Raw genomic sequence first — 24631 nt, 5'->3', positions numbered from 1 at the left:
CGTGGTGACCCGACGGACCGACCCCGAGGCCGGACGCAGCGCCCTCGCGGCCTGGGCGCTGGACCCCACCGCGGCCGGGCGCGCCGTGCTCGCCCCCGCCGTGCGGCACACGCTGGAGATGTTCGCCGAGGAGTACCCCGGCGGCGCCGTCGAGCTGCGCGTCCCGCCCTACGCCGCCGTCCAGGCGATCCCCGGCACCCGCCACACACGCGGCACCCCGCCCGCGGTCGTCGAGACCGACGCCGCGACCTGGCTCGCCCTGGTCAGCGGTGATGTGGAGTGGTCCGTCGCGTCCGCCGACGGCCGCGTCCACGCCAGCGGGGAGCGCAGCGACCTCACGGAGCTCCTGCCCCTGCCCGGACCCCGGCGCGTGGTCCGCACCGCCCGGGACGCGCAGGGCGCGGCCGACGGGGACGGGCCGGCCGACGGGGAGTCCCGATGAGCCTGCTGAAGATCGAGGTCGCCGTCGAGGACCTCGCCGGCCTCGAGGTCGCCGCGGCCGCCGGCGCCGACCGCGTGGAGCTGTGCACCGACCTCGCCCGCGGTGGCACCACCCCGCCCGCGGAGCTCATCGACCGGTGCGTGCGCCGCGCCCGTGAGCTCGTCGCCGCCCGCGAGGCGAAGCCCGGCTTCGACGTGCACGTGCTGATCCGGCCCCGCGCCACCACCTGCGACTTCCTGGGCCGGCCCGAGGAGTTCGTCGCGGACGCCGACGAGGTCGCCCTGATGGCCGAACAGGCCGCCGAAGCGGTCGACGCGGGCGCCGCCGGGGTGGTGCTCGGCGTGCTGACCCCGGAGGGAGACCTCGATGTGCCCGCCCTGGAGACCGTGCGGGACGCGGCGCTGATCGCCGCCCAGCGCTCCGCCCGCGGGCTCGTCCTCACCCTTCACCGCGCCGCGGACGCGATGCCGGGCCGCGACGCCCGCACCGCGGCGGTCCTCACCGCCCTCGGCCTCGGCTTCCACCGCGTGCTGAGCTCCGGCGGTGCCGCCCGCGCCCTCGACGGCGCCGAGGACCTCGCCGCCATGGTCGACGCGGGGGAGGGGATCATCGACGTCTGCGCGGGCGGCGGCGTCCGTCCGGCCGACGTCGTCGACCTCGCCCGCCGCACCGGCGTGATGGACGTGCACCTGTCCGCCCGCCGGCGCCCCGGCGCTCCCGTCGAGCCGGGCGCCCCCGACACCCTCACCGACCCGGCGATCGTCGCCGCGGCGGTCGATGCCGCAGGAGAGCTGTGAACACCGTGAACACCACCGAGAACACCGAGCGCCCGGAGAACACCGAGCGCCCGGAGCCCGCCGCCTCGCAGGACACCAGCATCTACGTGCGCCGCGGCCGCACCCCCACCCTCGGCTTCTGGGTCGCGCTCGCGCTGATCCTCCCCGCCGTCGGCGCGCTCATCGCGGTGCCCTTCTTCGCCTTCGGCGACCTGCGCGCGATCGCGAACTTCGTGCTGCTGGCCATGGTCGTCGTCGGCCTGCCGCTCGCCGCGCTCGCCGCGCTGATCGACTCCCTGCGCCACCGCAAGGAGCGCCGCCCCCGCGCGTGACGCACGCCCTGCCCAGGGCGCGGACCGGCCCCGTCGGCCGACCCGCCCTGTGGCATCATGGGGAGGTGGCACGCGGCGACGGAAAACTCTCCCATGACCTGCTCCCCGGGGAGAAGGGCCCGCAGGACGCCTGCGGGGTCTTCGGCGTCTTCGCCCCCGGCGAGGACGTGGCCAAGCTGACCTACTACGGGCTGTACGCGCTGCAGCACCGTGGACAGGAGTCAGCGGGCATCGCGACCTCGGACGGGTCCCAGATCCTGGTGTACAAGGACATGGGCCTGGTCTCCCAGGTCTTCGACGAAGCCTCCCTCGAGGCGCTCCAGGGGCACATCGCCATCGGGCACACCCGCTACTCGACCACCGGCGGGTCCGTGTGGTCCAACGCGCAGCCCACCCTCGGCCCCCGTCCCGACGGCACCGTGGCGCTCGCCCACAACGGCAACCTGGTCAACACCCAGGAGCTGCTGGAGCTGGTCGAGGAGCGCCAGGGCACCCCGCGCACCGGCGAGCTCGCCCGCGGCAACACCACCGACACCGCGCTGGTCACCGCACTGCTGAACTCCGAGGGCTCCCTCGAGGACTCGCTGCGCGAGCTCATGCCCCGCCTGCGCGGCGCCTACTGCTTCACCCTCATGGACGAGACCGCCCTGTACGCCGCGCGCGACCCGCAGGGCATCCGCCCGCTGGTGCTGGGCCGTCTCGAACGCGGCTGGGTCGTGGCCTCCGAGACCGCGGCGCTGGACATCTGCGGCGCGAGCTTCGTGCGCGAGGTCGCCCCCGGCGAGATGATCGTCATCGACGAGCAGGGCCTGCGCTGCGAGCAGGTGCTGCCGGCCAAGCCCAAGGGCTGCGTCTTCGAGTACGTGTACCTCGCACGCCCCGACACCCGCATCGCCGGGCGCAGCGTGAACGAGTCCCGCGCCGAGATGGGTCGCCAGCTCGCCCGCGAGCATCCCGTCGAGGCGGACCTGGTGATCCCCACCCCTGAGTCGGGCACCCCGGCCGCGATCGGCTACGCCCAGGAGTCCGGGATCCCCTACGGCCAGGGCATGGTGAAGAACGCCTACGTGGGCCGCACCTTCATCCAGCCCTCCCAGACCATCCGCCAGCTCGGCATCCGCCTCAAGCTCAACCCCCTGCGCGAGGTGATCGAGGGCAAGCGCCTGGTCGTCATCGACGACTCCATCGTGCGCGGCAACACCCAGCGCGCCGTGGTGCGCATGCTGCGCGAGGCCGGTGCCAAGGAGGTGCACGTGCGCATCTCCTCCCCGCCCGTGCGCTGGCCCTGCTTCTACGGCATCGACTTCGCCTCCCGGGCGGAGCTGATCGCCAACGGCCTGGGCATCGAGGAGATCGCCCGCTCCCTCGGCGCCGACTCGCTGGGCTTCATCTCTGAGGAGGGGATGATCGCCGCGACCGGCCAGGCCGAGGAGTCGCTGTGCACCGCCTGCTTCTCCGGGAGCTACCCGGTGGCCCTGCCCGACCCGGTCGCCCGGGCCCAGGGCATCATCCCGGCACGTGAGCACGAGCCGGCCGTCGTCGGGAAGGACGCATGAACACCACCCCCCAGCCCGCCCCCGGTTCCGGGATCACCTACGCCGCCGCCGGAGTGGACACCGCCGCGGGCGACCGCGCGGTGGAGCTGATGAAGGAGGCGGTCGCCGCCACCCACGGGCCGACGGTCCTCGGCGGGATCGGCGCCTTCGCCGGTCTCGTGGACGTCAGCGCGCTGAGGGACTACCGCCGCCCGCTGCTGGCCTCCTCGACCGACGGGGTCGGCACCAAGATCGCGATCGCCCGGGCGATGGACGTGCACGACACCATCGGCCGCGACCTCGTGGGCATGGTCGTGGACGACATCATCGTCGTCGGCGCCGCGCCGCTGGCCATGACCGACTACATCGCCTGCGGTGCCGTGGTGCCCGAGCGGATCGCGGACATCGTCCGCGGCATCGCCGAGGGCTGCACCCTCGCCGGCTGCGCGTTGGTGGGCGGCGAGACCGCCGAGCACCCGGGCCTGATGTCCCCCGAGGACTACGACGTGGCCGGCGCCGCCGTCGGCGTGGTCGAGGCCGACGCGCTGCTCGGCCCCGAGCGGGTCCGCCAGGGCGACGTCGTCATCGGCATGGACGCCTCCGGCCTGCACTCCAACGGCTACTCCCTCGTGCGCGCCGTGGTCTCCGCCGCGGGGCTCACCCTCGACCAGGACATCGAGGACTTCGGCCGCACCCTCGGCGAGGAGCTGCTCGAGCCCACCCGCATCTACACCGCGGACCTGCTGGCCGTGCTCGGGGACACCCGCACCGGCGGTGCCGTCCACGCCCTCAGCCATGTCACCGGCGGCGGGCTCGCCGCGAACCTCGCCCGGGTCATGCCCCGCGGCCTCGCCGCGCGCGTGGACCGGGCCACCTGGGAGCCCGGAGCGGTCTTCGGTCACGTCGCCCGCTGGGGCGAGGTGCCGCAGCTCGACCTCGAGGGCACCCTGAACATGGGCATCGGCATGGTCGCGCTGGTCGCCCCGGAGCAGGCCGATGCCGTCCTCGCCGTCCTCGCCGAGCGCGGACTCGGTGCGCGCGTGATCGGCGAGGTGGTGGGGGAGGAGACCCTGCCCGAGCCGGGTCACCCGCTCGAGCACGTGGTCACCGGCGCCAAGGGCGTCGAGGGCGGCGCAGTGCTGCTCGTCGGCCAGCATCCCGGCTGGGCCTGAGCCCGCAGCGGTCCCGGATCAGCGGTCCGGGACCGGTCCCGGATCACTCCCGGACGCAGCAGGAGGGCCGCCCCTCGGGGCGGCCCTCCTGCGCTGTCACGTGGTCCTCGGCGCCTGCCGGGCGCCGGTCAGCGCCGATGCGCGGACGGTGCGTCCTCGTCGGCCCAGTCGTCGCTGTCCTCGGCCCAGTCGTCTCCGTCGGCGGGGGACGTCTCGCCCCGCTGCGACTGCAGCTCGCGCTGCAGTGCCGTGAGGTCCGTCGGCGGGCTGTAGTACTTGAGGTCCCGTGCCACCTTGGTGTGCTTGGCTTTCTGTCGGCCGCGACCCATGGATCTGACCCCCTGTGCGTCGGGTGCCGGGTGTTCTCGACGACCCGGAGGATGGCATTAGTTTCGGATGCCCAGAGTACATGCTCACTCTGCGGTCCGGCGAACCCCTGTGACCTGACCTTGGCCACACCGGCGCGTCGGCGCGACGCGCACCGGACGGCCCGGACGCTCCGGGAGTGCGGGGGAGGGGCCGGGAGCGCTGCGACACGCCCTGAACCGCACCGCCGCCGAAAAAAGACCGATGGGTAGCAAGCGGGCTCTGAGTACGAACTCCATGTCCGAATTGGCCGTTTTGATGACACGTGTTGACCAAGGTCCGGCTCAGCACCGAGTACGCTTGATGCCAGCTCGCGCGATGGATTCCCGACCCGTTGCCGACGCGATCTCTCCCCCCCCTGGCGAAAGGTGCCCTCCTCCATGAACGAGACCCCGGAACAGCAGCGGGACGGGGCCGAGGATGCCGCCGAGCTGATGACCCCGGCCGAGGTCGCGACCATGTTCCACGTCGATCCCAAGACGGTGACGCGCTGGGCCCAGGCCGGCAAGCTCACGTACATGCGCACCCTCGGAGGCCACCGCCGCTACCGCCGCGGCGAGGTCGTGGAACTGCTGCGGGAGAGCACCAAGGACGTGTGAGCACCTCTCGCGTGCACACCGACGCGATCCTCGGCGAGGGCTACACCGCCCATCGGATCGATCTGGGCCGCGACGAGGAGGGACCCCTCGTCGCCACCGTCCTCCACCGCCGGAGCACCGCCCCCGCCGCACCCGCAGGAGCGGCGGACAGGGCTGGTGAGACCCGGGACGAGCCGCCGCCGATCCTGCTGATGCACGGCTGGTCCGACTACGTCTTCGACGGCGATCTGATGGACCATCTGGGCGATCGGGGCCACGACGTGTGGGGACTGGACCTGCGCAAGTACGGGCGCAGCCTGCTGCCCGGGCAGACCCCCACCGAGATCGACCACCTCTCCCGCTACGACGCGGAGATCGGCGCCGCGCTGCGGCTCATCGGCCGGGACCGGCCCCCGGTCCTGCTCGCCCACTCCACCGGTGGACTCACCGCCACCCTCTACGCCCAGCGCCACCCCGGCGCGGTGCGCGGCCTCGCCCTGAACTCGCCGTGGCTCGAGATGCACCTCGGCTCCGTGGCCCGCGCCGTGATCGAAGCGCCCGTGCGGCTGCTCGCCGAGCGCCTCGGCGAGAAGCCGATCCTCCCTCCCGGATCCGACCACTACGCCCGCACCACCCATCGCGAGTTCGGCGGGGAGTACGACTACGACCTCGCGCTGAAGCCGCCCGGAGGGCATCGCTTCCCCGCCGACACCCTCGCCGCCGTGCTCGACGGGCAGCGCCGACTGGCCGCCGCCGGACCGCTGCCCATCCCGGTCCTGGTGCTCCGCTCGGCCCGCACCCGCATCGGGGCGCGCTTCACCGAGGACATGCGGCGCGCCGACTCCGTGCTGGACGTGCGGGCGATGACCGTCGCCGCCGACGGGCTGGGATCCCGGGTGCGCCAGGTCGCCCTCGACGGCGCCCGCCACGACGTGTTCCTCTCCGATCCCGAGGTGCGTGCGCGGGCGATCGCGGAGCTCGACGGCTGGCTGGACGACGAGTTCGGCGCACCGCCTACGATGAGGGAGTCGGGCGACGCCGGGCAGGATGGCACTGCGCGGGGCCACGTCACGTCAGGGGACGGAGGAGAGCGATGAGCGCAGATCCGCGCGCGCTGCGAGGACTCGCCGACGCCCAGCGCCGCGCCGCGGACCGGGTCACCCTGCTGCGCCTGCGCCTGGCGAACACGCTCGCCGAGGTCGCACGCTCCGAGGACCCGGCGACCCGTCGCACGGGGGAGCGGATCCACGAGCGCTGGACCCTGGAGGAGCACGCCGAGCTGGGCCGCGTCGCCACCGGACTTCGCGCCGCCGCGCGGCGCCTGGACGAGGCCGCGGTCGTCGCGGAGCGGAGCAGCGGGCGCAGGCTCGGCGGCTACCTCGGCGCGGGCTTCCTGGGCACGGGCGACGACGCGCACCGGCACGTGCACGACGTCGTCTCGCACATGGGTGTCGCCTCCTTCGGAGGCACCGACCACGGTGCGAGCATCGGCGGCTTCCCGCTGCGCCCGAGCGCCGAGGAGGGGCTGCTCGCCCATCCCTCGTCCGTCCATCCCTCCCACAGCCTGGGCATCGAGACCCCGGACTTCGACCCGGAGGACTGAGCGCTCAGCGCGCCTCCGCCTCGTGGCGCGGACGCCCGCCCACGGCGAGAGCGAGGGCGAGCCCGCCGGCCGCCAGCGGCACGATCAGCATCGCCACGAGCAGCAGGAGCATCGCCGCGGCTGCATCGGCGGAGGCGACGCCGAGCGCCACCAGCGCCGCCCCGCCCACCGTCTCCGCGATCCCGGCACCGCCGGGCGTCAGCGGCACGAGCGCCAGCACCCGCCCGAGCGCGAAGATCGCCACCGTCAGCAGCAGCGGCACGTCGGCGCCGACCGCCTCGATCGCCGCCAGCAGCGCCCCCCACTGCAGCACCCGCGCCGCGAGGGTGGGCAGCACGAGCGCCGGGCCACGTCGGCGCAGCATCTCCACCAGCACGTCGCGCTGGTGGAGGATCCCGCAGGCGACGTTCTCCGGCACCGCCCCGCCGAGACCTGAGAGCAGACCGGCCAGCACCCGACGCTGCAGCAGGACCCCGGTGAGGACCAGGGCGAGCACCGCCACCGCCACGGCCACCACCGCCGCCCAGAGCGCGCCCGGCAGCTCGAGGCCCGTGGGGGCGAGCAGCGAGGAGAGCGCATAGGCGCCGAGCCCCAGCAGCGGGATCAGCACCGAGGTGATCGCCATCTCCACGAGGGACGCGGCGATGATGCCGGTGAGGATGACGGGCAGGGCGAGGCCGGCGCGGCGCAGGATCCAGGCCAGCAGCCCCAGTCCGAGCATCGACCCGCCGGGGACCGCGAGCGCCGCGCCCTGCGAGGCAGCATGGCCCAGCAGCGCGGTGGAGGTCCGGGCACCGGGCACGGCTGCCCGCACGGTCAGCGATTCGAGCAGCAGCGCCGCGACGCCGAGCACCAGCATCGCCGGCACCGCCCACATTGGCAGGGCGCCGAGGGCGGAGAGGATCTGCGGCCAGGTCGAGCCGGTCGCCCAGGGCAGCGCCCAGGCCAGCAGCGCGAGCACCAGCAGACCCGAGAGGACACCGGCGACTATCCGTCGGGCCGCGGGCGCGGAGGGGCGCTCGCCGATCTCCTCGTAGTCCTCGCCCATCCACTCCAGCCCGTCCCCGGCCGCGGCGTCGGGGGCCGGGAGCGCGGGGCCCTGCGGCCGGTCGGCGGAGGGACGATCCGGGGAACCGGGTGAGGCCTCTGACATGCGGCGATTCTCGCATGCACGGGGCAGGGACTTCTCAGCGCCGGACAACTAGCATCGAGGCATGTCCTTCCTGATCTCCTTGTTCGTCGTGCTGCACATGATCTGCTGGGCGGTCGCGCTCGGCACCTGGGTCGCCTCCGCCCGCACCCGCGTCCCCAACAAGGGCATGGCGCACGCCGCCGCCGGTGCCCTCGTCTTCGGCATCGTCCTGGCCGCACTGGTCTCCATCGCCTACGACCCCAACCACATGAAGCTCGGCATCAAGCTGATCGTCGCGATCATCGCGGTGGTCCTGGCCTACATCGCCGACCGCAAGGGCGAGCAGACCCCGTCGGCCGTGTGGTTCGGCATCCCGACCGCCATCATCGTCAACGTGATCGTCGCCGTCTTCGTCTGATCACCTCCGCGGACCGCGGACCGCTCCTCCCCGCCCCCGCTCCGTCCACCACGGGACCCGCCAGCGCGCCTGCTGTCGGGTCCCGCGCCTATCCTGGGACCCTCATGAGCTCTCTCTTCGACGACTTCGCGCTGCCCGACGCCTTCCGCCGCCTGGACGGGGTGTCGGTGACCCCGCCGACCCCGCCTGCGTCGGCCGCAGGCGGCAGGCCCGCAGGTGGTACGGCCGACGAGGACGATCGATCCGGGCAGGGCGACGACCTCCTGGATCGTGAGCCACCGCCGGAGGACGAGCCGCCCTTCGAGGAGGAGCCCCCGTACGAGGAGGAGCCGCCCTACGACGAGCTCCCCGCGCCCGAGGAGCCCCCGGCCTCCCGGCCGATGCCCCCGGCGCGCGCCTGGGCGCCCCGCCTGGACGCCCCGGGGCTGGAGGAGCTCGTGAACGGGCTGAATCCCGCCCAGCGCGAGGCCGTCGAGCACCGCGGCAGCCCGCTGCTGATCGTCGCCGGCGCCGGCTCGGGCAAGACCCGCGTGCTCACCCGCCGTATCGCCCATCTGCTGCGCACCGGCGAGGCGATGCCCGGCGAGATCCTCGCGATCACCTTCACCAACAAGGCCGCCGCCGAGATGCGCGAGCGCGTCGAGGAGCTTGTCGGCCCCGCCGCGCGCACCATGTGGGTCTCCACCTTCCACAGCGCCTGCGTGCGGATCCTGCGCCGGGACGCCGCCGCGGCCGGGCTGAAGAGCTCGTTCACGATCTACGACAGCGCCGACTCCCTGCGCCTGATCACCACGATCGCCAAGGACCTCCAGCTGGACACCAAGAAGCACGCCCCCCGCGCGCTCGCCTCGCGGATCTCCACCCTGAAGAACGACCTGGTGGACCCGATCGACTTCGCGGACCGGGCGGAGACCTCGAAGAACGATGCGGACCAGCTGCTCTCCCGCATTTACACCAACTACACCGAGCGCCTGCGCCAGGCCAATGCGGTGGACTTCGACGACCTCATCGGCCTGACCGTCGAGCTGCTGCGCGAGAACCCCGCGATCCGCGAGGGCTACCGCCGCCGCTTCCGCCACCTGCTGGTGGACGAGTACCAGGACACCAACACCGCTCAGTACCAGCTGGTGCGGGAGCTGGTGGGGGAGGACCCGGCCGCGGATCTCACCGTGGTCGGCGACTCGGACCAGTCGATCTACGCCTTCCGCGGCGCGACCATCCGCAACATCATCGAGTTCGAGCAGGACTTCCCCTCCGCCCGCACGATCGTGCTCGAGCAGAACTACCGCTCCACCCAGAACATCCTCTCCGCCGCGAACTCGGTGATCGAGGAGAACCAGGGCCGGCGCAAGAAGAACCTGTGGACCGACCAGGGCGCCGGCGAGAAGATCACCCTCTACGTCGCCGACGACGAGCAGTCCGAGGCCCGCTACATCGGCCGCCAGATCGACGCGCTCGTGGACGACGGGCGCCGCGCCGGCGACATCGCGATCTTCTACCGCGCCAACGCCCAGTCCCGCGCGCTCGAGGACCAGCTGATCCGCGTCGGCCTGCCCTACCGGGTCGTGGGCGGCACCCGCTTCTACGAGCGGCGCGAGATCAAGGACGCGATCGCCTACCTGCAGGTCCTCGCCAACCCGGCCGACGAGATCAACCTGCGCCGCATCCTCAACGTCCCCAAGCGCGGCATCGGCGACCGGGCCGAGGCCGCGATCGCGATGCTCGCCGAGCGCGACCGGATCGGGTTCGGCGAGGCGCTGCGCCGCGCCGAGGAGGCGCCCGGCATCGCCACCCGCTCCCTGAACTCCGTGCGCACCTTCGTGGCGATGCTCGAGGACCTGCAGGCGCAGGCCGACGCCGGCGCGGGCCCGGCCGAGCTGCTCGAGGCGATCCTGCAGCGCTCCGGCTACTACGCCGAGCTGCAGGGCAGCGACGACCCGCAGGACGAGTCGCGCCTGGAGAACCTCGCCGAGCTCATCAGCGTCGCGGCCGAGTTCGAGGCCCAGGCCGAGGAGCTCGACGCGATCGCCAGCGAGGCCGAGGACGAGGACGCGGAGGGCGACGGCGCGGCCGACGGTGACGCTGCGGCCGACGGGGCCGACACGGCGGGGGCGGCCGACGGGGCGCCCGCGCCTGCGGGCGTGGGCGGGGACGTCGCCCCCGATGCGGCGCTCGCCGCGCCGGACGACCCCGAGGCGAGCCTCGTGGACCGCTTCCTGGAGAAGGTCTCGCTCGTCGCCGACGCGGACCAGATCCCCGGCGCGGAGGACCAGTTCGTCACCCTCATGACCCTGCACACCGCCAAGGGCCTGGAGTTCCCGGTCGTGTTCCTCACCGGCATGGAGGACGGCACCTTCCCTCACCACCGCACGCTCGGGGACCCGCAGGAGCTCGAGGAGGAGCGGCGCCTGGCCTACGTGGGCATCACCCGCGCCCGCGAGAAGCTCTACCTCACCCGCGCCCAGATGCGCTCCACCTGGGGGCAGACCCAGTTCATGCCCGCCAGCCGCTTCCTCGACGAGGTGCCCGAGGAGGTCCTCGACGTCGCCCGGGCCGGCTCCACCCTCGGCGCGAGCGCGCTCGGTGGCGGCTACAGCGGCGGCGGACGCGGCGGCGGCTACGGCGGTGGGGGATACGGCAGCGGCGGCTCCACCCGCGGCCCGTCGTTCAGCGGCGGGATCGGCGGGGGCAGGCGCGACGTCAAGCGCCCCAGCTTCGGCTCGGGCCGCCCGCCCACGCCCACCGACCAGCTGCCCCAGCTCGCGATCGGTGACCGCGTCACCCACGACACCTTCGGGATGGGCACGGTCACCGAGGTCGCCGGGCAGGGGGACCGCACCCAGATCGAGGTGCATTTCAAGGCGCCGCACGGGCAGAAGCGCCTGCTGCTGCGCTCGGCGCCGATCACGAAGCTCTGAGCCCGATCGCGACGCTCTGAGCCGGGCGTGCGCCGCGCGTCTGCTGGCCGCTCAGTCTGCGCTGTCGGTGGCGACGAGCTCGACCTCGAGGCCGTGCGGGTCCTCGCCGTACCAGGCGGTGTGGTCCTCGCCGCCCGCATGCGGGTAGTGGTCCGCGAACAGCTCGCGCCAGCCGTGGGCGGGGGCCTCGGCGCGAAGGGCGTCGAGCGTCGCGCGGTCCCCGGCGTTCAGGGCCACGTGGTTCATGCCAGGGGCGCGGCGGTCCGCCCGGTCGCCGCGCACGTCGTCGGAGTGCTCGAGCACCAGGTAGGAGCCGTCGGGGTGGCGCCAGATGCGGCCCAGCTCCCAGCCCTCCACCCGCTCGGCGGACCAGCCGAGGGCGGTCAGCAGCCAGTCCCAGGCGGGTTCGGCGGCGGCGAGATCGGCGGTCCACAGCTCGAGATGGTGCAGGCCTGGGCGGGGCGCGGGGGAGGTCATGGACAGACGCTACCCGCCCCAATGCCCCGGTGCGCGACGGTGGGTCGGCACTCGAGGGTGGGTCGGCGGTGTCGGTGCGGTCAGGCGGTGACGGTGATCAGCGCCCGTGCGCCGCGCTCCATATCCGCGAAGGAGTGGTTCACGGCGGTGTAGGTGCCGGGCTCCTCGAAGACCAGCTCCACGAACCCGCCCTGCGCGGCGGCGAGGTCGAGCGCCTGGGAACCGCCCCCGTTCTCGTTCTCCGGGCGCAGCAGGTACTCGCCCTCCTTGAACACCGTGTCGAACACGCCTCCCACCACGTGGAACGAGATCCCGCGGGAGGGCCCCGCGGCCAGCACCCACAGCCGCACCCGCTCGCCCACCCGCGCGGTGAGCGGGGAGTGCACGTACTGGTTCGCATGGCCGTTGAACACGGTCGCATCGGGGCGCTCGGCAGAGATCTTCGCGGGGCTGACCGGATGGGCGCCCTCGTGCATCGCCTCGTCGTACCCCGGAGCACCTGCGGGCACCAGGTAGTGGTCGGACTGGACCAGCACGTACTCGCGATCGGCCGCGGCGAGCCCGGCCGGGGGCACGATCAGCGCGCCCACCATCCCGGCGGCCAGGTGCACCGTCATCGGCATCGTCGAGCAGTGGTACAGCCACACCCCGGCGTGGTCGGTGGTGATCGAGTACTCGAGCGATTCGCCCGGCGGGATCGTGCGCATCACCGCGTCGGGGGAGACCCGGCCGGCGTGCAGGTCCAGGGAGTGGCCCATGGAGCCGCTGTTGACCAGGTCCACGGTGAGCCGGGCGCCCAGCTCGGAGCGCAGCACCGGCCCGACCACGGTGCCGCCGAAGGTCATCGCGTCCATCGTGACGCCCGGCGCGATCTCGGCGGCGGTCTCGGTGATCTCCAGCCGCACCCGCTGTTCGGGCCCGGCGGCCTCGGGCAGGGTCGCGTCCCTGACCGGGTGCTGCGGACCGGGAGCCGCCTGCAGATCCAGCGGGACCCTTGTCAGCTCGTCGACACCCGAGGAGTGCGCCGTCTGCGCGGGCTCTTCGGCGCCCGCGGCCCCGTCGGCGCCGACGGCCCGCACCCGCATGACCATCCCCATCGCGCGGTGTCCGACGATCGAGCACCAGCCCTCGAGGTCGTGGGTGATCACCCCGGTCTCCACCGTGACGGTCTCCCCGGGCTGCAGCCGGCCGGAGGCCGTGCCGTCGGCGAGCACGAGGTCGTGCACGTCGTAGGGGTCGTCATTGCGCAGAGTGATCACCACGACGTCCCCGGCCGGCACCTCGAGCACGTCGGGGACGAAGCGCATGTCCACCATGGAGAGGTCGAGCGTGGTGGTGCGCCCGGTCGGTGCGACCGACCATCCGCCCGCACCGCCCGTGCCTGCCGCGGGGACCGAGCCGCGCGACCGGTCCAGGCTCGCCCCGAACGCGCCAGCGGCGAGCACGGAACCGGCCCCGACCAGCACACCGGTCAAGGCACGGCGGTCCATGCTGCCCGCGGCCGGGGCAGGGGAAGCCGCGGCAGGGGAAGCCACGGCGGGGGAGGCCACGTCGGGCGCGGGGCCGTCGGCCGTCGTCCCGCCGGTCGGCGAGGCGATCGTCGGCCCCTCGGGGGCCGCCCCGTCGGCAGCACCCGTCGGCGCCTCCGACGACGCGGCGCGGCGCAGACGCACGCTCGAGCGCACCGCGAGCATCATCGTCACCACGAACCCCAGCAGCGCCGCGAAGGCGACCAGAGAGACGAGCACCCGGGTGAGGGAGCCGGCGTCGGCCGGATCCAGCGTGCCGAGCGTGAGCGCGGACAGCAGCGCCCCGGCGCTCTCGCCAGGCAGGTCCGCGAGGACCAGCACCGCGAGGGCGAGGTTGTAGGCGACCACACGGGGCACGGCGCCGCGGCTCATGAGCGCGAGGCCCGCCGTGGTGGCGCGGGGGCCGCCGCCCATCGTCACAGGCAGCAGGTGACTCATCGCACCGAGCAGCACCTGGAGCAGGAACCCGGCGACCAACGGCACGGTCAGGCGCTGCACGTCGGCCGCGACCAGGGTGCTGACCAGCTGCTCGTCGGCCGAGGCCCACCACATGCCGAGCAGGGCGATCTGGGCGAGGACGAACCAGACCACCCCGGCCGCGATGGACAGGACCGGGAACAGCGGCACGAGGGAGCGGTGGTGCTGGCGGCGCGACTGCCGGGCGGCCTGCACGAGCGTCGCGGCGACGGCGAGGAAGGAGCCCAGGTGCAGCAGCAGGAAGGCGCAGCCCATCGGGGGCGCGCCGAGCAGGGCACCGGCGGCGGCGCCGACCGCGCCGACGGGCATCCCGACCAGTGCCAGACGCGCGCGGGGTACGGCCCGCTCGGGGATGCGGGTGCGCAGCACCGTCGGCCACAGCGTCAGGAGCGTGGCGGTGACGGTCAGGCCCACGAAGCCCAGCACGTTGACCAGCTCGTGCGCGAGCAGCAGACGCCCCTGCCATGGCTCGCCCGGGCTGAAGGCCATCACGGCACCCAGCAGCGCGCCTGCGGGCAGCAGGCAGGCGGCGGCGATGTATCCGTTCACGGTCACCCCGAAGCGAGCGGGCAGCGCGGCCCTCACCTGCGCGCCGAGTGCCGCGGCGTACCAGAGCATCGCGCCGGAGACGAGCAGGGACCCGGCCACCACCAGCCACGGCCACGAGGGCAGCATGCCCGCGATCGTCACGAGAACACCGGTGGTCAGCAGCCGGATCCGCAGCACCTGGCGGGGGCGGGACTCCTCGGCCAGCCGGGTGCGCAGCAGCGCCTCGGTGAAGTGCTGGCCCCACACCATGATCGACGTGGTCACCAGTCCCAGGGTGACCATGTGCACCAGCAGCCAGCGCGACTGCGGGATCCACGGGTGGAGCACCACCACGATGAGCAGGGCCACGAGCCAGCCGGAGACGGGACGGGCGGCGCGGCGGTGCCAGGAGCGACGGTCGGCGGCGGCCGACGGGCGCGGGGGAGCGGGGGCGGCGGACATGGCACCTCGGGGCAGGGGCCCGGCCACGAGAGGCGGGCGGGGACAGGGGCCGATCCAGGCTAAGTGCTGCCCCGCCCGGTCCCGACGACGAAGGTCCCCGCCGAGGTCAGCGCGACGTCACGCCAACTCGGAGCCGAGCTCCCCGACGGAGGCTCACTCCTCGTCGGGGTCCGCCTCGCGGGCGCGCTTGGACTGCGCGTACAGGCCTGTCCCGAAGCTGATCGCCACGATCAGAGCCACCGCGATCAGCACCGTGGTGAAGGGGATCGGGATCCCGGCGGCGTACAGGACGCCCCAGATCACCAGCAGCGAGCCGCCGATCAGCAGCGCGTCGCGGAAGGCGCGCATGATCCTCCCGCCGAGGTTCGCCTCGGCGGCGGCCTTCCTCGCCTTCGTGGCGCGACGTCCGGCGACGGTCGCGTAGATCTTCGCGTCCTCGCGCAGGCGGTCGGTGTCGAACGCGGGACGTGAGGCGGTGCGGGTGCCGGAGCCGGTGCGGGGGCGCGAGGCGGTGCGGGTGCCGGAGTCGGTCCGGCCCGCCCGGTCGGTGCGGTCCCTGTCGTCACGGTCCCGGTCATCGCGGTCCAGTTCATCGCGATCGCGGGCGGGGTCGTACTCGCGGTCGCGCAGCTGCGCGCGGTCACGCGCGGGGTCGTTCTCGCGGGGCTCCCGCGCCGGGTCGTACTCGCGGGGCTCCCGCGCATCCTCGCGGCGCGCCGCGAGATCCTGGTCGCGCGGGGCGTCCCGCTCGTCCTCGCGCCAGCCCTCGTCGACTGCGCGTCCGGCGGCCCGGACGTAGTCCCCGGCCCGCTCCGACGCGCGGCGCGCGGCATCGCGAGCGCCCGGCGCCTGCTTGCGCGCCGTGTTGCGCGCAGCCTTCGCGTAGGTCCTCCAGTCGGCCATGGCTCCTCCTCGCCCGGTCCCCGCCTCAGCGGGATCCGTCGCGAGGATCCCTGACGCGCCGGTCCTCGGCACGGGGATCGAGGCGACGGTCGTCGTCGTAGCGGTCGTCACGGGGGCGACCGTCGTAGCGGCCGTCACGGGGGCGGTCGTCGTAGCGGCCGTCACGGGGGCGGTCGTCGTAGCGGCCGTCACGGGGGCGGTCGTCGTCGTGGTACTCGCGCCGTGCGGGGCGCGGGTCGTCCTCGCGGAAGCGGATGTCCCCGCCGCCGCGGGCCTCGCGCGCAGGGCGCGGGTGACGGGCCCGGTACTCGCTGTAGTAGGACAGGCCCACGTTCAGCGCGAGCGTGATCGCCACCGACATCGCGAAGCCGGCGAAGGTCGAGCGGACGCCCAGCAGGCGCAGCACGATGAACAGCACGCCGATCGCGACCACGCTGAATCCGAGGTGGTCGCGCACGCGCTGGACCAGGCTGCGGGATCGTGGGCTCATCGCCCCATCGTAGACGCGCCGCCTGGACGGGCCCCGGACGGATGAGACTCCCGCCACACTCCTCCAGCGTCCCCTCCCAGCGTCCGCTCGGCCTCGCCGAGGCGATACCCTGGCGCTGTTCCCAGGGGTGGCATCGAGGCCAAGGCGGCCTGCCGCCCACTGCCGACATCGAGAGGAAATCACCCCGTGGACCTGTATGAGTACCAGGCCCGCGATCTCTTCGAGAAGCACGGCGTGCCCGTGCTCGGAGGAGTCGTCGCGGAGGACCCGGCCGCTGCCAAGGCCGGCGCCGAGAAGCTCGGCACCCCGGTCGTCGTCGTCAAGGCCCAGGTGAAGACCGGTGGCCGCGGAAAGGCCGGCGGCGTGAAGGTCGCCAAGTCCCCCGAGGAGGCGGAGGCGAAGGCCGCCGAGATCCTCGGCATGGACATCAAGGGCCACACCGTGCACCGCGTGATGGTCGCCGCCGGCGCCGACATCGCCGAGGAGTACTACTTCTCGCTGCTGCTGGACCGTGCGAACCGCAACTACCTGGCCATGTGCTCCGTCGAGGGCGGCATGGAGATCGAGCAGCTCGCCGTCGAGCGCCCCGAGGCCCTCGCCCGCGTCGCCGTGGACCCCAACGTCGGCATCGACGAGGCCAAGGCGAAGGAGATCGTCGAGGCCGCGAAGTTCGACGCCGAGACCGCCGCGAAGGTCGCCCCCGTGCTCCAGAAGCTCTGGGACGTCTACCGCGAGGAGGACGCCACCCTCGTCGAGGTCAACCCGCTGGTCAAGACCGGCGCCGGCGACATCGTCGCGCTCGACGGCAAGATCACCCTGGACGACAACGCCGAGTTCCGCCACGAGGACCACGAGGCGCTCGTCGACGTCGCCTCCGAGGACCCGCTGGAGACCAAGGCGAAGGCGCTGGACCTCAACTACGTCAAGCTCGACGGCGAGGTCGGCATCATCGGCAACGGCGCGGGCCTGGTCATGTCCACCCTCGACGTGGTTGCCTACGCCGGCGAGCAGCACGGCGTGAAGCCCGCGAACTTCCTGGACATCGGCGGCGGCGCGAGCGCCGAGGTCATGGCCAACGGCCTCGACGTCATCCTCGGCGACGAGCAGGTCCGTGCGGTGTTCGTCAACGTCTTCGGCGGCATCACCGCCTGCGACGCGGTCGCCAACGGCATCGTCGGCGCACTGCAGAAGCTCGGCGACGCCGCCACCAAGCCCCTGGTGGTCCGCCTCGACGGCAACAACGTCGAGGAGGGTCGCAAGATCCTCGCCGACTTCGCCCACCCCCTCGTCACCCAGGCCGACACCATGGACGGCGGCGCCGCGAAGGTCGCCGAGCTCGCCGCCTCCGGAAAGTGAGCAGCACCCGACATGTCTATCTTCCTTGATGAGAACAGCAAGGTCATCGTCCAGGGCATGACGGGCTCGGAGGGCATGAAGCACTCCCAGCGCATGCTCGACTCCGGCACGAACATCGTCGGCGGCGTGAACCCCCGCAAGGCCGGCCAGTCGGTCGCCTTCGAGGGCGGCGCCGAGGTGCCCGTCTTCGGGACCGTCGCCGAGGCCATGGAGGCCACCGGCGCGAACGTCTCGGTGGTCTTCGTGCCGCCGAAGTTCGCCAAGGACGCGGCGCTCGAGGCGATCGATGCCCAGATCCCGCTCCTGGTGATCATCACCGAGGGCATCCCGGTCAAGGATTCCGCCGAGTTCTTCAACTACGCCAAGTCCAAGGGCACCACCCGCATCGTCGGCCCGAACTGCCCGGGCCTGATCAGCCCCGGGAAGTCCAACGCCGGGATCACCCCCTCGAACATCACCGGCGCGGGCAAGCTGGGCCTGGTCTCCAAGTCCGGCACCCTGACCTACCAGATGATGTACGAGCTCTCCGACATCGGCTTCACCACCGCCATCGGCATCGGTGGCGACCCGGTCATCGGCACCACCCACATCGATGCCCTCGAGGCGTTCGAGAACGACCCCGAGACCGCCGGCATCGTGATGATCGGTGAGATCGGCGGCGACGCCGAGGAGCGTGCGGCCGAGTTCATCAAGGCCAACGTCACCAAGCCGGTGGTCGGCTACGTCGCGGGCTTCACCGCCCCCGAGGGCAAGACCATGGGCCACGCCGGCGCGATCGTCTCCGGCTCCGCCGGTACCGCGCAGGCCAAGAAGGAGGCCCTCGAGGCCGCCGGCGTCAAGGTGGGCAAGACCCCCACCGAGACCGCTGAGCTCATGCGCGAGCTCATGAAGGGCCTCGCCTGAGCAGCCCCGTCCCGCGCCTCTGAGCCACGGCTCCGGGCGCACGGCCGCAGCGCCCCGGACCCCTGCGGGTCCGGGGCGCTGTGCGTTCCCGTGTCGCTTCGCGTACCGGTGTCGCAGCGCCCGGTTCTCCTCCTGTCGGAGGAGGCGGTGCGGGGGAGCGGCACCGGACGATGGAGGCATGATCTCCGCCGCACCGCGCCCGGCCCGCCCGTCGGCCGACGACGCCCGTCCGCCCGTCCCGTCGGCCGCCCCGGAGCGGACCCGGCCCGACCCTGCCGATCCCGCAGTCGCCGACCCCGGCCCCATCCGGCCCGGCCCCAGCAACCCCGGCCCTCGCGTCCCCGCCCCTGGCGACCGGCCGGTCGTCGTGGGCGCCGTGCTGACGGTGTTCGCCGTCGCGATCGCGGTGACGATCGTGCGCAGCCCCGACGGGGTCGTGGTCTCGAGAGATCCCGGCTACACCCCGCTGCCGGTGCCGCTGCTGCTCGTCCCTGCGGCGCTCGCCATGGCGCTGACGGCGCTGCTGCCGCGCGGGCGCGGCACGGCTGGGATCTCCGTGCGCAGGCCCCGTGCGCTGCGCGGGGAGACGGCGCTGCTGCTGGGCCTCGCCGTCTCCTTCCCGCTGCTGGTGCCGCTGCTGGCCCTGCCCGAGGACTACGTGCTGCTGAAGGCCGCGATGTTCCTCGTGGTGCCGCCCGTGGTGCTCGCGCTCTCCGCCCGGCGACGCGGGCCCTCGATCGCGATCGGCCGGCCCGCGGTGAGCGCGTGGCTGATCCTCCTTCCCGCGCTCACCCTCGGCGTCCTCTCCACCGTCGGCCCCTTCTCGACGGGTGGACCCGCCACCTGGCCCCCGCTCGCGGTGTTGCTGGTCAGCGCGACCGCGACGGCGATCACCGCCGGGTTCGGCGAGGAGCTGCTCTACCGGCGACTTCTCCAGACCCGCCTGGAGGCGCTGCTCGGCTCCTGGACCGGGCTGCTGCTCGCCTCGCTGCTCTTCGGGCTCATGCACGTCACCAGCCACGGCGACGGCACCTGGTGGGAGGGCGCGGCGCAGGTGATCGCGCTCCAGGGCACGACGGGGCTGGCGCTGGGGATGATGTGGCGGCGCTGGCGGCGGCTGTGGGTGTGCGTGCTCGCCCATCTGCTCCTGAACGGCCTCGGGGTGCTGCTGCACCTGGTGGGACTGCTCGGGGCGTGACGGCGCGGGGCGAGGGGGCGGGGCCGGCCGGGCCGTGCCGACTCTGCCCGTGGTGAACCGGGCGCCGCCGGCCGGGGCGACGGATAAGCTGGACGCCGCAAGTCGCGCCGACGGAGGAGGGCCCGTGTCCGGAGATCTCATCGACACCACCGAGATGTACCTGAAGACGGTGTTCGAGCTCCAGGAGGCGGGGATCGCCCCGATGCGCGCCCGGATCGCCGAGCGCCTGGGCCACTCCGGCCCCACCGTCTCCCAGACCGTCGCCCGTATGGAGCGCGACGGGCTGTTGCACCTGGACGACCAGCGACGCATCCGTCTGACCGCCGACGGGTCCGAGATGGCCACCGACGTCATGCGCAAGCACCGCCTGGCCGAGCGGCACCTGCTGGACGTGATCGGGCTGGACTACGCCCATGTCCACGAGGAGGCCTGCCGCTGGGAGCACGTGATGAGCCTCGCGGTCGAGAAGCGGCTCGCCCAGCAGATCGCCCCGCCCTATGTGGACCCCTACGGCAATCCGATCCCCGGCCTCGCGGCGCTCGGGATCGACGAGACCCAGGCCACCGGCGAAGGTAAAGACTCCTCCCCCCCCGGACACCCGCTGAGCGACGCCGTGGCCGACGGCGAGAGCGTGCGCGTGCGCCTGGAGCGCATCGGCGAGCGTGCCCAGAGCGATGTCCGCCTGCTCGGAGAACTCGCACGTCACGGCATCATGCCGGGGGTGGAGATCGGTGCCGAGCGCGTGGGCGGCAGCATCCTCGTGCACGGCCCGGACGCCGGGGAGGTCAGCCTCACGAGCATCGACGCAGATCAGCTCCATGTGACCTCGCTCGCACACGGGTAAAGCCTCCGTCAAGCTCTTCCCCAGAAGCTTCCTGTGCGCCTGATGTAAGGCACCTGTCCGCATAGTGTCGTGGGCGTGCCGCGGCGGAAATGTCCGCGGCATCCCTTCCGGGAAGCCCTGCCGCGCACCGGGACCAAGGGGGAGAGACGTGACCACGCGCGGGGGCATCGCCCGGGGCTGGGAGTCCTCCGTGTCGAACACCGTGCACCACACCCACCGCCGCGCCATGCGCACCGTCACCCCCGTGTCCCGCGCCGCCCGCGTCGGTGCCGGATCCGCGATGGCCGCCGCGATGCTGCTGGGCGGCGCTGCCGCTGCGACCGCTGAGCCGCAGGCCGACGCCCCCCGCGCCGATGCCGCGAACACCGCTGTGATCGCCCCTGTCGCCGCCCCGGCCGTCGGCATCCCCGCCGTCGCCGCCGCTGACAAGACCGCTGAGCCCGCGCTCGCCCCCGCCGCCGGCACCATCACCGTCGAGGTCGGCCCCACCGCCGAGGAGCTCGCCGCGGCCGAGGAGGCCGCCGAGCAGGAGCGCCTCGAGCAGGAGCAGCAGGCCGCCGAGGAGCAGGGCTCCGCAGACGAGCAGACCTCCTCTGACGAGCAGGGCTCCACCGACGAGCCGGCCGCTTCCTCCGAGGAGCAGACCGAGACCCGCCAGGCCCAGGGCACCGCGAACCGCTCCGAGGAGCGCGCCTCCAGCACCTCCTCGTCCTCCAGCTCCTCCTCCCAGCAGGAGCAGTCCTCCTCGAGCAACGAGCGCTCCTCCTCGAGCTCCTCCAACTCGTCGACCTCCTCCTCGTCGTCCTCGTCGAACTCGTCCTCCTCGAGCTCGTCGTCCTCGACCTCCTCGTCCAGCTCGTCGAGCTCCTCCACCAAGAGCGAGAAGAAGCAGGAGTCCGCCCCGGCGCCGTCCGCCGCCAAGGGCAGCTCCATCCTCGCCACCGCCCGCTCCGGCATCGGCACCCCGTACGTCTACGGCGGCACCTCCCCGTCCGGCTGGGACTGCTCCGGCTTCGTGCAGTGGGTCTACGCGCAGCACGGCATCAGCCTCCCGCGCGGTGCCGCCGCCCAGGCCGCGGCCGGCACGGTCATCCCCCGTTCCGAGGCCCGTCCCGGCGATCTGGTCTACAAGCCCGGTCACATCGGCATCTACGCCGGCGGCAACCAGTTCGTCGACGCCGGCAACTCCCGCGTCGACACCTCCGAGCGCAACATCTACTCCGGCAGCTGGACCTTCATCCGCATCGGCTGAGTCCCCGCGCCGCAACGGCCCCGCATCGCCCTCCCGGGCGGTGCGGGGCCGTTCCCGTTCTCCTCGCTGCCGGTACCCTTTCCCGGTCTCGCCCCGGAGGTGGGGGAGCCCACGCTGTGCGGGCACGAGCCCGGCGGTACCGTGGGCGGGTGTCCTCCGCGCGTGACCTGCTCTCCGCCCTGCTGCTGACCGCAGCGATGCTGCTCGGCGCCCTCTGGCTGCCGGCGGTGTGGATCGAGCGGAACGTCGTGGACCAGCAGGGCTTCCTCGCGATCGCCCAGCCCCTCGCCGACGACACCGCCCTGCAGCGCACCCTCACCGACAGCGCCGTCGACCAGGCGCTGGACCATGACGTCGTGCCGGACTTCGTCGCAGAGCGGGTCTCGCCGTTCCTCGAGGACCAGGCCGCCCGCGTCACCGGCACCGCGGCCTACGACCGGGTATGGGACGCGACCATGGTGGAGCTGCACGGGGCGCTGTTCACCCCCGGCGTCTCCTCGCTCGACGTGGACCTGCTGCCGCTGGTCGACTCGATGCTCACCGCGGTGGAGGACGTCGTGCCGCTGATCGAGGTGCCGCGGCCCGGGAGCGCGACGGTCACCCTGGCCACGATCCCCGACGTGCCCCTGATGACCAGGGCCTCCGTGCTGGATCCCTGGGCCCACCGGGCCGGGCCGATCGCCCTGGCGCTCGCGGTCCTCGCGCTCGTGGTCGCCGCGCACCGGCGCACGATGCTCGCCCTCGCCGGACTCGCCACCATGCTCGCCGCGGGCGCGTCCTGGTGGCTCGCCACCCGCATCGCCGACATCGTCCCCGACGCGGTGGACCAGGCGGTGTTCCTCGGCCCGATCGTGCAGGTCTTCGAGCAGCGCTTCAGCGCCGAGGTCACGCCCCAGGCCGTGGTGATGCTCGGTGTGGGGGCGCTGGTCGCCGCGGTGGGACTGGTGCTGATCGGGCTGCGCCGCGCGAGCTGACCAGCGCTGCCTGAACAGCGCTGACCGAACAGCGCTGACCGAACAGCGCTGACCGAACAGCGCTGACCGAACAGCGCTGACCGAACAGCGCTGACCGAACAGCGCTGACCGACCAGCGCAGACCGACCAGCGCAGACCGACCAGCGCTGAGGAAGTCCCGGCTCAGAGCATCCCGAGCCGCTCGAACGCCGTGAGCACCCCGTGCTCGGCGGGCGGAGGCACCTCGAGGTCCGCGATGGCCAGCACCTCCGGGCGCGAGCCCGTGATCGCGACCGCGGTCCCGGCCTCACGGAGCATGGCCAGGTCGTTCATGCCGTCACCGATCGCGACGGTGTCCTCGATCGGCACCCCGAGGGCGTCGGCCGCGACCCGCAGGCCCACGGCCTTGTCCACCTCGGCCAGGTGCAGCTCCCCGGAGCCGAGGTCGTCGTGGGAGATCGAGTTGGGCAGCGCACCGATCTCGGGGCCGATCTCCGCGGCGAGCTGCTCGACGGTGACCGGTGAGCCCCACAGCGATATCTTCGCGAAGGACGTGGCGGCAGGGTCCCCGGGCACCGCGATCGCGTCGAGGATGTCCACGAAGCCGCGCCCTCGGTCCCCGGGCGCGGTGGTCGGGGCGGGACGGGGCCGGCTGCGCAGGCGCTCCACGTTGGCGGGGCTGCACCACAGCGCCTCGGGCGCCTCGAGGGCGTAGACCACGCCGTGGGCATCGAGCACCTCGACGGCGCGACGGGCGAGCGGGGCGGGGAAGCGCTGGTCCCGCAGCACGTCCTCGCCGAGGCGCACGTGCCCGCCGGCGGAGGTGACCAGCCCGTCGAACAGCTCCGCGACATCCGCGGGGACGATCGAGCCGGGACGGCCCGTGCACAGCAGCACCGCGTGACCGGCGCGCCGGGCGCGCAGCACCGCCTCGGCCTGCACGCGGGGCACGACCCCGTTCTCGGCGAGGGTGCCGTCGAAATCGAGGAAGGCGGCACGGCGACGGCGGGGGGCGGGCGAGGACGGGGTCACGACACTCCTGGGCGGTGGCTTCGGACGGGTCGCGGCACGCGACCACCCCGCCAGCCTAGGCGACCGCGGTCAGCGGGGGCGGTGGGCGCTCACCACCACGGCGAGCGTCACCTGCAGCCCCTCGCCGGATGCCGCACCGCGCGCAGCGTCGAGCACGTCGTCGAGGGTCGAGGGATCCACGTGGCGGGCGCTCGGGGTCATGGCGACCAGATCCCGGGCGGCCTCGGCGCCGAGGTCCAGGACGGTGCGCACCTCGCGCCTCTCGACCTCGACCAGGTGAGGGTCCAGCGCCTGCGCGAGCCGCTCCTCCTTGTGCGGGTCCACGTCCACCATCCCCGGCACCGTCTCCCGCAGCTCACCCAGGTGCTCGGCGGCGGGGCGCGCCACGAGCAGGGCCCCCTCGGGGCGCAGCACCCGCGCGAACTCGGCGGGGTTGCGGGGCGCGAACACGTCCAGCAGCAGGTCCACCGAGTCGTCGGCCAGCGGGAACGGGGCGAACACGTCTCCGAGCGCGGCGGCTGCCCGCTCGTGGGCGCGAGCGGCGAAGCGCAGCGACCGGGCGGAGGTGTCGATGCCGAGGCCGCGCGCGGCGGGGAAGCGGTCCAGCATCCCCGCGAGGTAGTAGCCGGGGCCGCTGCCCATGTCGCCCACCGCGCTCGGCCCTGCGAGGGCGGGAACGATCGCGGCGGCGAGCTCCCCGAGCACCTCCCGCAGCGGGGCGTAGGCGCCGGTGGCGAGGAAGCGCTCGCGGGCCCGGGCCATCTCGTCGTCGTCGCCGCTGATCGCGCCTCCGCCGCGCAGCAGGGAGGCGTAGCCGGCGCGGGCGAGGTCGAAGCTGTGCCCGGCGGTGCAGCGCAGAGCACCGTCGGCCGCGGCGAGGGGCGCCGCGCACTGCGGGCAGCGCAGCGCGTCCAGCCAGGCGAGCAGGGGAGCGGGGACGGGGCGGGCCATGCCG

The 24631-nt window shown here is 73.6% G+C and carries 24 protein-coding genes; 16 read left to right on the top strand and 8 right to left on the bottom strand.

Annotation, left to right across the window (positions count from 1 at the left end; genetic code table 11):
* The first annotated feature begins 4 nt into the window (after positions 1-4).
* From HNR70_RS10170 to purM, 5 genes are all read left to right on the top strand, one after another.
* Entirely contained in the window at positions 5-442 is a 438-nt protein-coding gene (locus HNR70_RS10170; RefSeq protein WP_312857634.1) for a sterol carrier family protein, read from the top strand.
* A complete protein-coding gene (locus tag HNR70_RS10165) occupies positions 439-1239 on the top strand; it encodes a copper homeostasis protein CutC (protein WP_184325554.1) in 801 nt (266 codons plus the stop codon). Before HNR70_RS10170 ends, HNR70_RS10165 begins: the two co-directional genes overlap by 4 nt.
* Entirely contained in the window at positions 1236-1550 is a 315-nt protein-coding gene (locus tag HNR70_RS10160; protein ID WP_184325553.1) for a hypothetical protein, read from the top strand. The genes HNR70_RS10165 and HNR70_RS10160 overlap by 4 nt, the downstream gene beginning before the upstream one ends.
* A 65-nt stretch (positions 1551-1615) precedes the next feature.
* Entirely contained in the window at positions 1616-3106 is a 1491-nt protein-coding gene (purF, locus tag HNR70_RS10155) for an amidophosphoribosyltransferase (RefSeq protein ID WP_184325552.1), read from the top strand.
* Complete coding sequence (purM, locus tag HNR70_RS10150; protein WP_184325551.1) at positions 3103-4257, top strand: phosphoribosylformylglycinamidine cyclo-ligase; 1155 nt, start codon at positions 3103-3105, stop codon at positions 4255-4257. The genes purF and purM overlap by 4 nt, the downstream gene beginning before the upstream one ends.
* A 128-nt stretch (positions 4258-4385) precedes the next feature.
* Here purM and HNR70_RS10145 read toward each other — a convergent pair whose 3' ends face one another.
* Positions 4386-4586 carry a DUF3073 domain-containing protein gene (locus HNR70_RS10145; protein WP_184325550.1) on the bottom strand — a complete coding sequence of 67 codons (201 nt, stop codon included), beginning with the start codon at positions 4584-4586 and terminating at the stop codon, positions 4386-4388.
* A 417-nt stretch (positions 4587-5003) separates the two neighbouring features.
* On the opposite strand from HNR70_RS10145, the gene HNR70_RS10140 reads away from it, so the two are divergent.
* From HNR70_RS10140 to HNR70_RS10130, 3 genes are read left to right on the top strand one after another with little or no spacing between them, the layout of a single operon-like run.
* The gene (locus HNR70_RS10140) at positions 5004-5222 is read left to right on the top strand and encodes a BldC family transcriptional regulator (protein WP_184325549.1); all 219 of its coding nucleotides are present in this window, start codon (positions 5004-5006) and stop codon (positions 5220-5222) included.
* Positions 5219-6298, top strand: coding sequence for an alpha/beta hydrolase (locus tag HNR70_RS10135; RefSeq protein ID WP_312857633.1), 1080 nt, complete (start codon positions 5219-5221; stop codon positions 6296-6298). The genes HNR70_RS10140 and HNR70_RS10135 overlap by 4 nt, the downstream gene beginning before the upstream one ends.
* Positions 6295-6804 (top strand): hypothetical protein, encoded by a 510-nt coding sequence (locus HNR70_RS10130; protein ID WP_184325548.1) that lies wholly within the window; start codon positions 6295-6297, stop codon positions 6802-6804. The genes HNR70_RS10135 and HNR70_RS10130 overlap by 4 nt, the downstream gene beginning before the upstream one ends.
* Positions 6805-6808: 4 nt before the next feature.
* Here the strand turns inward: HNR70_RS10130 and HNR70_RS10125 are convergent, their stop codons facing one another.
* Positions 6809-7957: a lysylphosphatidylglycerol synthase domain-containing protein gene (locus HNR70_RS10125; protein WP_246375197.1), complete on the bottom strand. Its 1149-nt coding sequence runs from the start codon at positions 7955-7957 to the stop codon at positions 6809-6811.
* Between the two features lie 61 nt (positions 7958-8018).
* Here HNR70_RS10125 and HNR70_RS10120 point away from each other — a divergent pair, with 61 nt between their 5' ends.
* Together HNR70_RS10120 and HNR70_RS10115 are read left to right on the top strand one after the other, a co-directional pair.
* Positions 8019-8354, top strand: coding sequence for a hypothetical protein (locus tag HNR70_RS10120; protein WP_184325547.1), 336 nt, complete (start codon positions 8019-8021; stop codon positions 8352-8354).
* 104 nt (positions 8355-8458) lie between these two features.
* Positions 8459-11272, top strand: a complete 2814-nt coding sequence (locus HNR70_RS10115; RefSeq protein WP_184325546.1) for a UvrD-helicase domain-containing protein — start codon at positions 8459-8461, stop codon at positions 11270-11272.
* A gap of 51 nt (positions 11273-11323) precedes the next feature.
* Here HNR70_RS10115 and HNR70_RS10110 read toward each other — a convergent pair whose 3' ends face one another.
* The 4 genes from HNR70_RS10110 to HNR70_RS15905 all read right to left on the bottom strand — a co-directional run bounded on the left by HNR70_RS10110 (position 11324) and on the right by HNR70_RS15905 (position 16138).
* The gene (locus HNR70_RS10110; RefSeq protein ID WP_184325545.1) at positions 11324-11749 is read right to left on the bottom strand and encodes a VOC family protein; all 426 of its coding nucleotides are present in this window, start codon (positions 11747-11749) and stop codon (positions 11324-11326) included.
* A gap of 80 nt (positions 11750-11829) precedes the next feature.
* Entirely contained in the window at positions 11830-14745 is a 2916-nt protein-coding gene (locus HNR70_RS10105) for a multicopper oxidase domain-containing protein (RefSeq protein WP_184325544.1), read from the bottom strand.
* A gap of 153 nt (positions 14746-14898) precedes the next feature.
* The gene (locus HNR70_RS10100) at positions 14899-15648 is read right to left on the bottom strand and encodes a hypothetical protein (protein ID WP_184325543.1); all 750 of its coding nucleotides are present in this window, start codon (positions 15646-15648) and stop codon (positions 14899-14901) included.
* Positions 15649-15673: 25 nt separating this feature from the next.
* Positions 15674-16138 (bottom strand): hypothetical protein, encoded by a 465-nt coding sequence (locus HNR70_RS15905; RefSeq protein ID WP_246375196.1) that lies wholly within the window; start codon positions 16136-16138, stop codon positions 15674-15676.
* A gap of 186 nt (positions 16139-16324) precedes the next feature.
* Here HNR70_RS15905 and sucC point away from each other — a divergent pair, with 186 nt between their 5' ends.
* The 6 genes from sucC to HNR70_RS10065 all read left to right on the top strand — a co-directional run bounded on the left by sucC (position 16325) and on the right by HNR70_RS10065 (position 22665).
* Complete coding sequence (sucC, locus tag HNR70_RS10090) at positions 16325-17494, top strand: ADP-forming succinate--CoA ligase subunit beta (protein WP_184325542.1); 1170 nt, start codon at positions 16325-16327, stop codon at positions 17492-17494.
* Between the two features lie 12 nt (positions 17495-17506).
* On the top strand, positions 17507-18397 hold the full coding sequence (gene sucD / locus HNR70_RS10085; RefSeq protein ID WP_184325541.1) for a succinate--CoA ligase subunit alpha: 891 nt from the start codon (positions 17507-17509) through the stop codon (positions 18395-18397).
* A gap of 178 nt (positions 18398-18575) precedes the next feature.
* Complete coding sequence (locus tag HNR70_RS10080) at positions 18576-19595, top strand: CPBP family intramembrane glutamic endopeptidase (protein ID WP_184325540.1); 1020 nt, start codon at positions 18576-18578, stop codon at positions 19593-19595.
* A gap of 124 nt (positions 19596-19719) precedes the next feature.
* Positions 19720-20439 (top strand): metal-dependent transcriptional regulator, encoded by a 720-nt coding sequence (locus tag HNR70_RS10075; RefSeq protein ID WP_184325539.1) that lies wholly within the window; start codon positions 19720-19722, stop codon positions 20437-20439.
* A gap of 148 nt (positions 20440-20587) precedes the next feature.
* The gene (locus HNR70_RS16220) at positions 20588-21691 is read left to right on the top strand and encodes a C40 family peptidase (protein WP_312857632.1); all 1104 of its coding nucleotides are present in this window, start codon (positions 20588-20590) and stop codon (positions 21689-21691) included.
* 149 nt (positions 21692-21840) lie between these two features.
* Positions 21841-22665 carry a hypothetical protein gene (locus tag HNR70_RS10065; RefSeq protein ID WP_184325538.1) on the top strand — a complete coding sequence of 275 codons (825 nt, stop codon included), beginning with the start codon at positions 21841-21843 and terminating at the stop codon, positions 22663-22665.
* 162 nt (positions 22666-22827) lie between these two features.
* Here the strand turns inward: HNR70_RS10065 and HNR70_RS10060 are convergent, their stop codons facing one another.
* Both HNR70_RS10060 and HNR70_RS10055 read right to left on the bottom strand, forming a co-directional pair.
* Positions 22828-23676, bottom strand: coding sequence for an HAD family hydrolase (locus HNR70_RS10060; RefSeq protein WP_184325537.1), 849 nt, complete (start codon positions 23674-23676; stop codon positions 22828-22830).
* Positions 23677-23745: 69 nt separating this feature from the next.
* Positions 23746-24627 carry a putative RNA methyltransferase gene (locus tag HNR70_RS10055; protein WP_184325536.1) on the bottom strand — a complete coding sequence of 294 codons (882 nt, stop codon included), beginning with the start codon at positions 24625-24627 and terminating at the stop codon, positions 23746-23748.
* Between the last annotated feature and the right edge of the window lie 4 nt (positions 24628-24631).

This window comes from Brachybacterium aquaticum, from assembly GCF_014204755.1.
Lineage (GTDB): Bacteria > Actinomycetota > Actinomycetes > Actinomycetales > Dermabacteraceae > Brachybacterium > Brachybacterium aquaticum.
The sequence above is the reverse complement of the archived record's forward strand: the minus strand, read 5'-3'. Positions and strand labels throughout refer to the sequence as shown.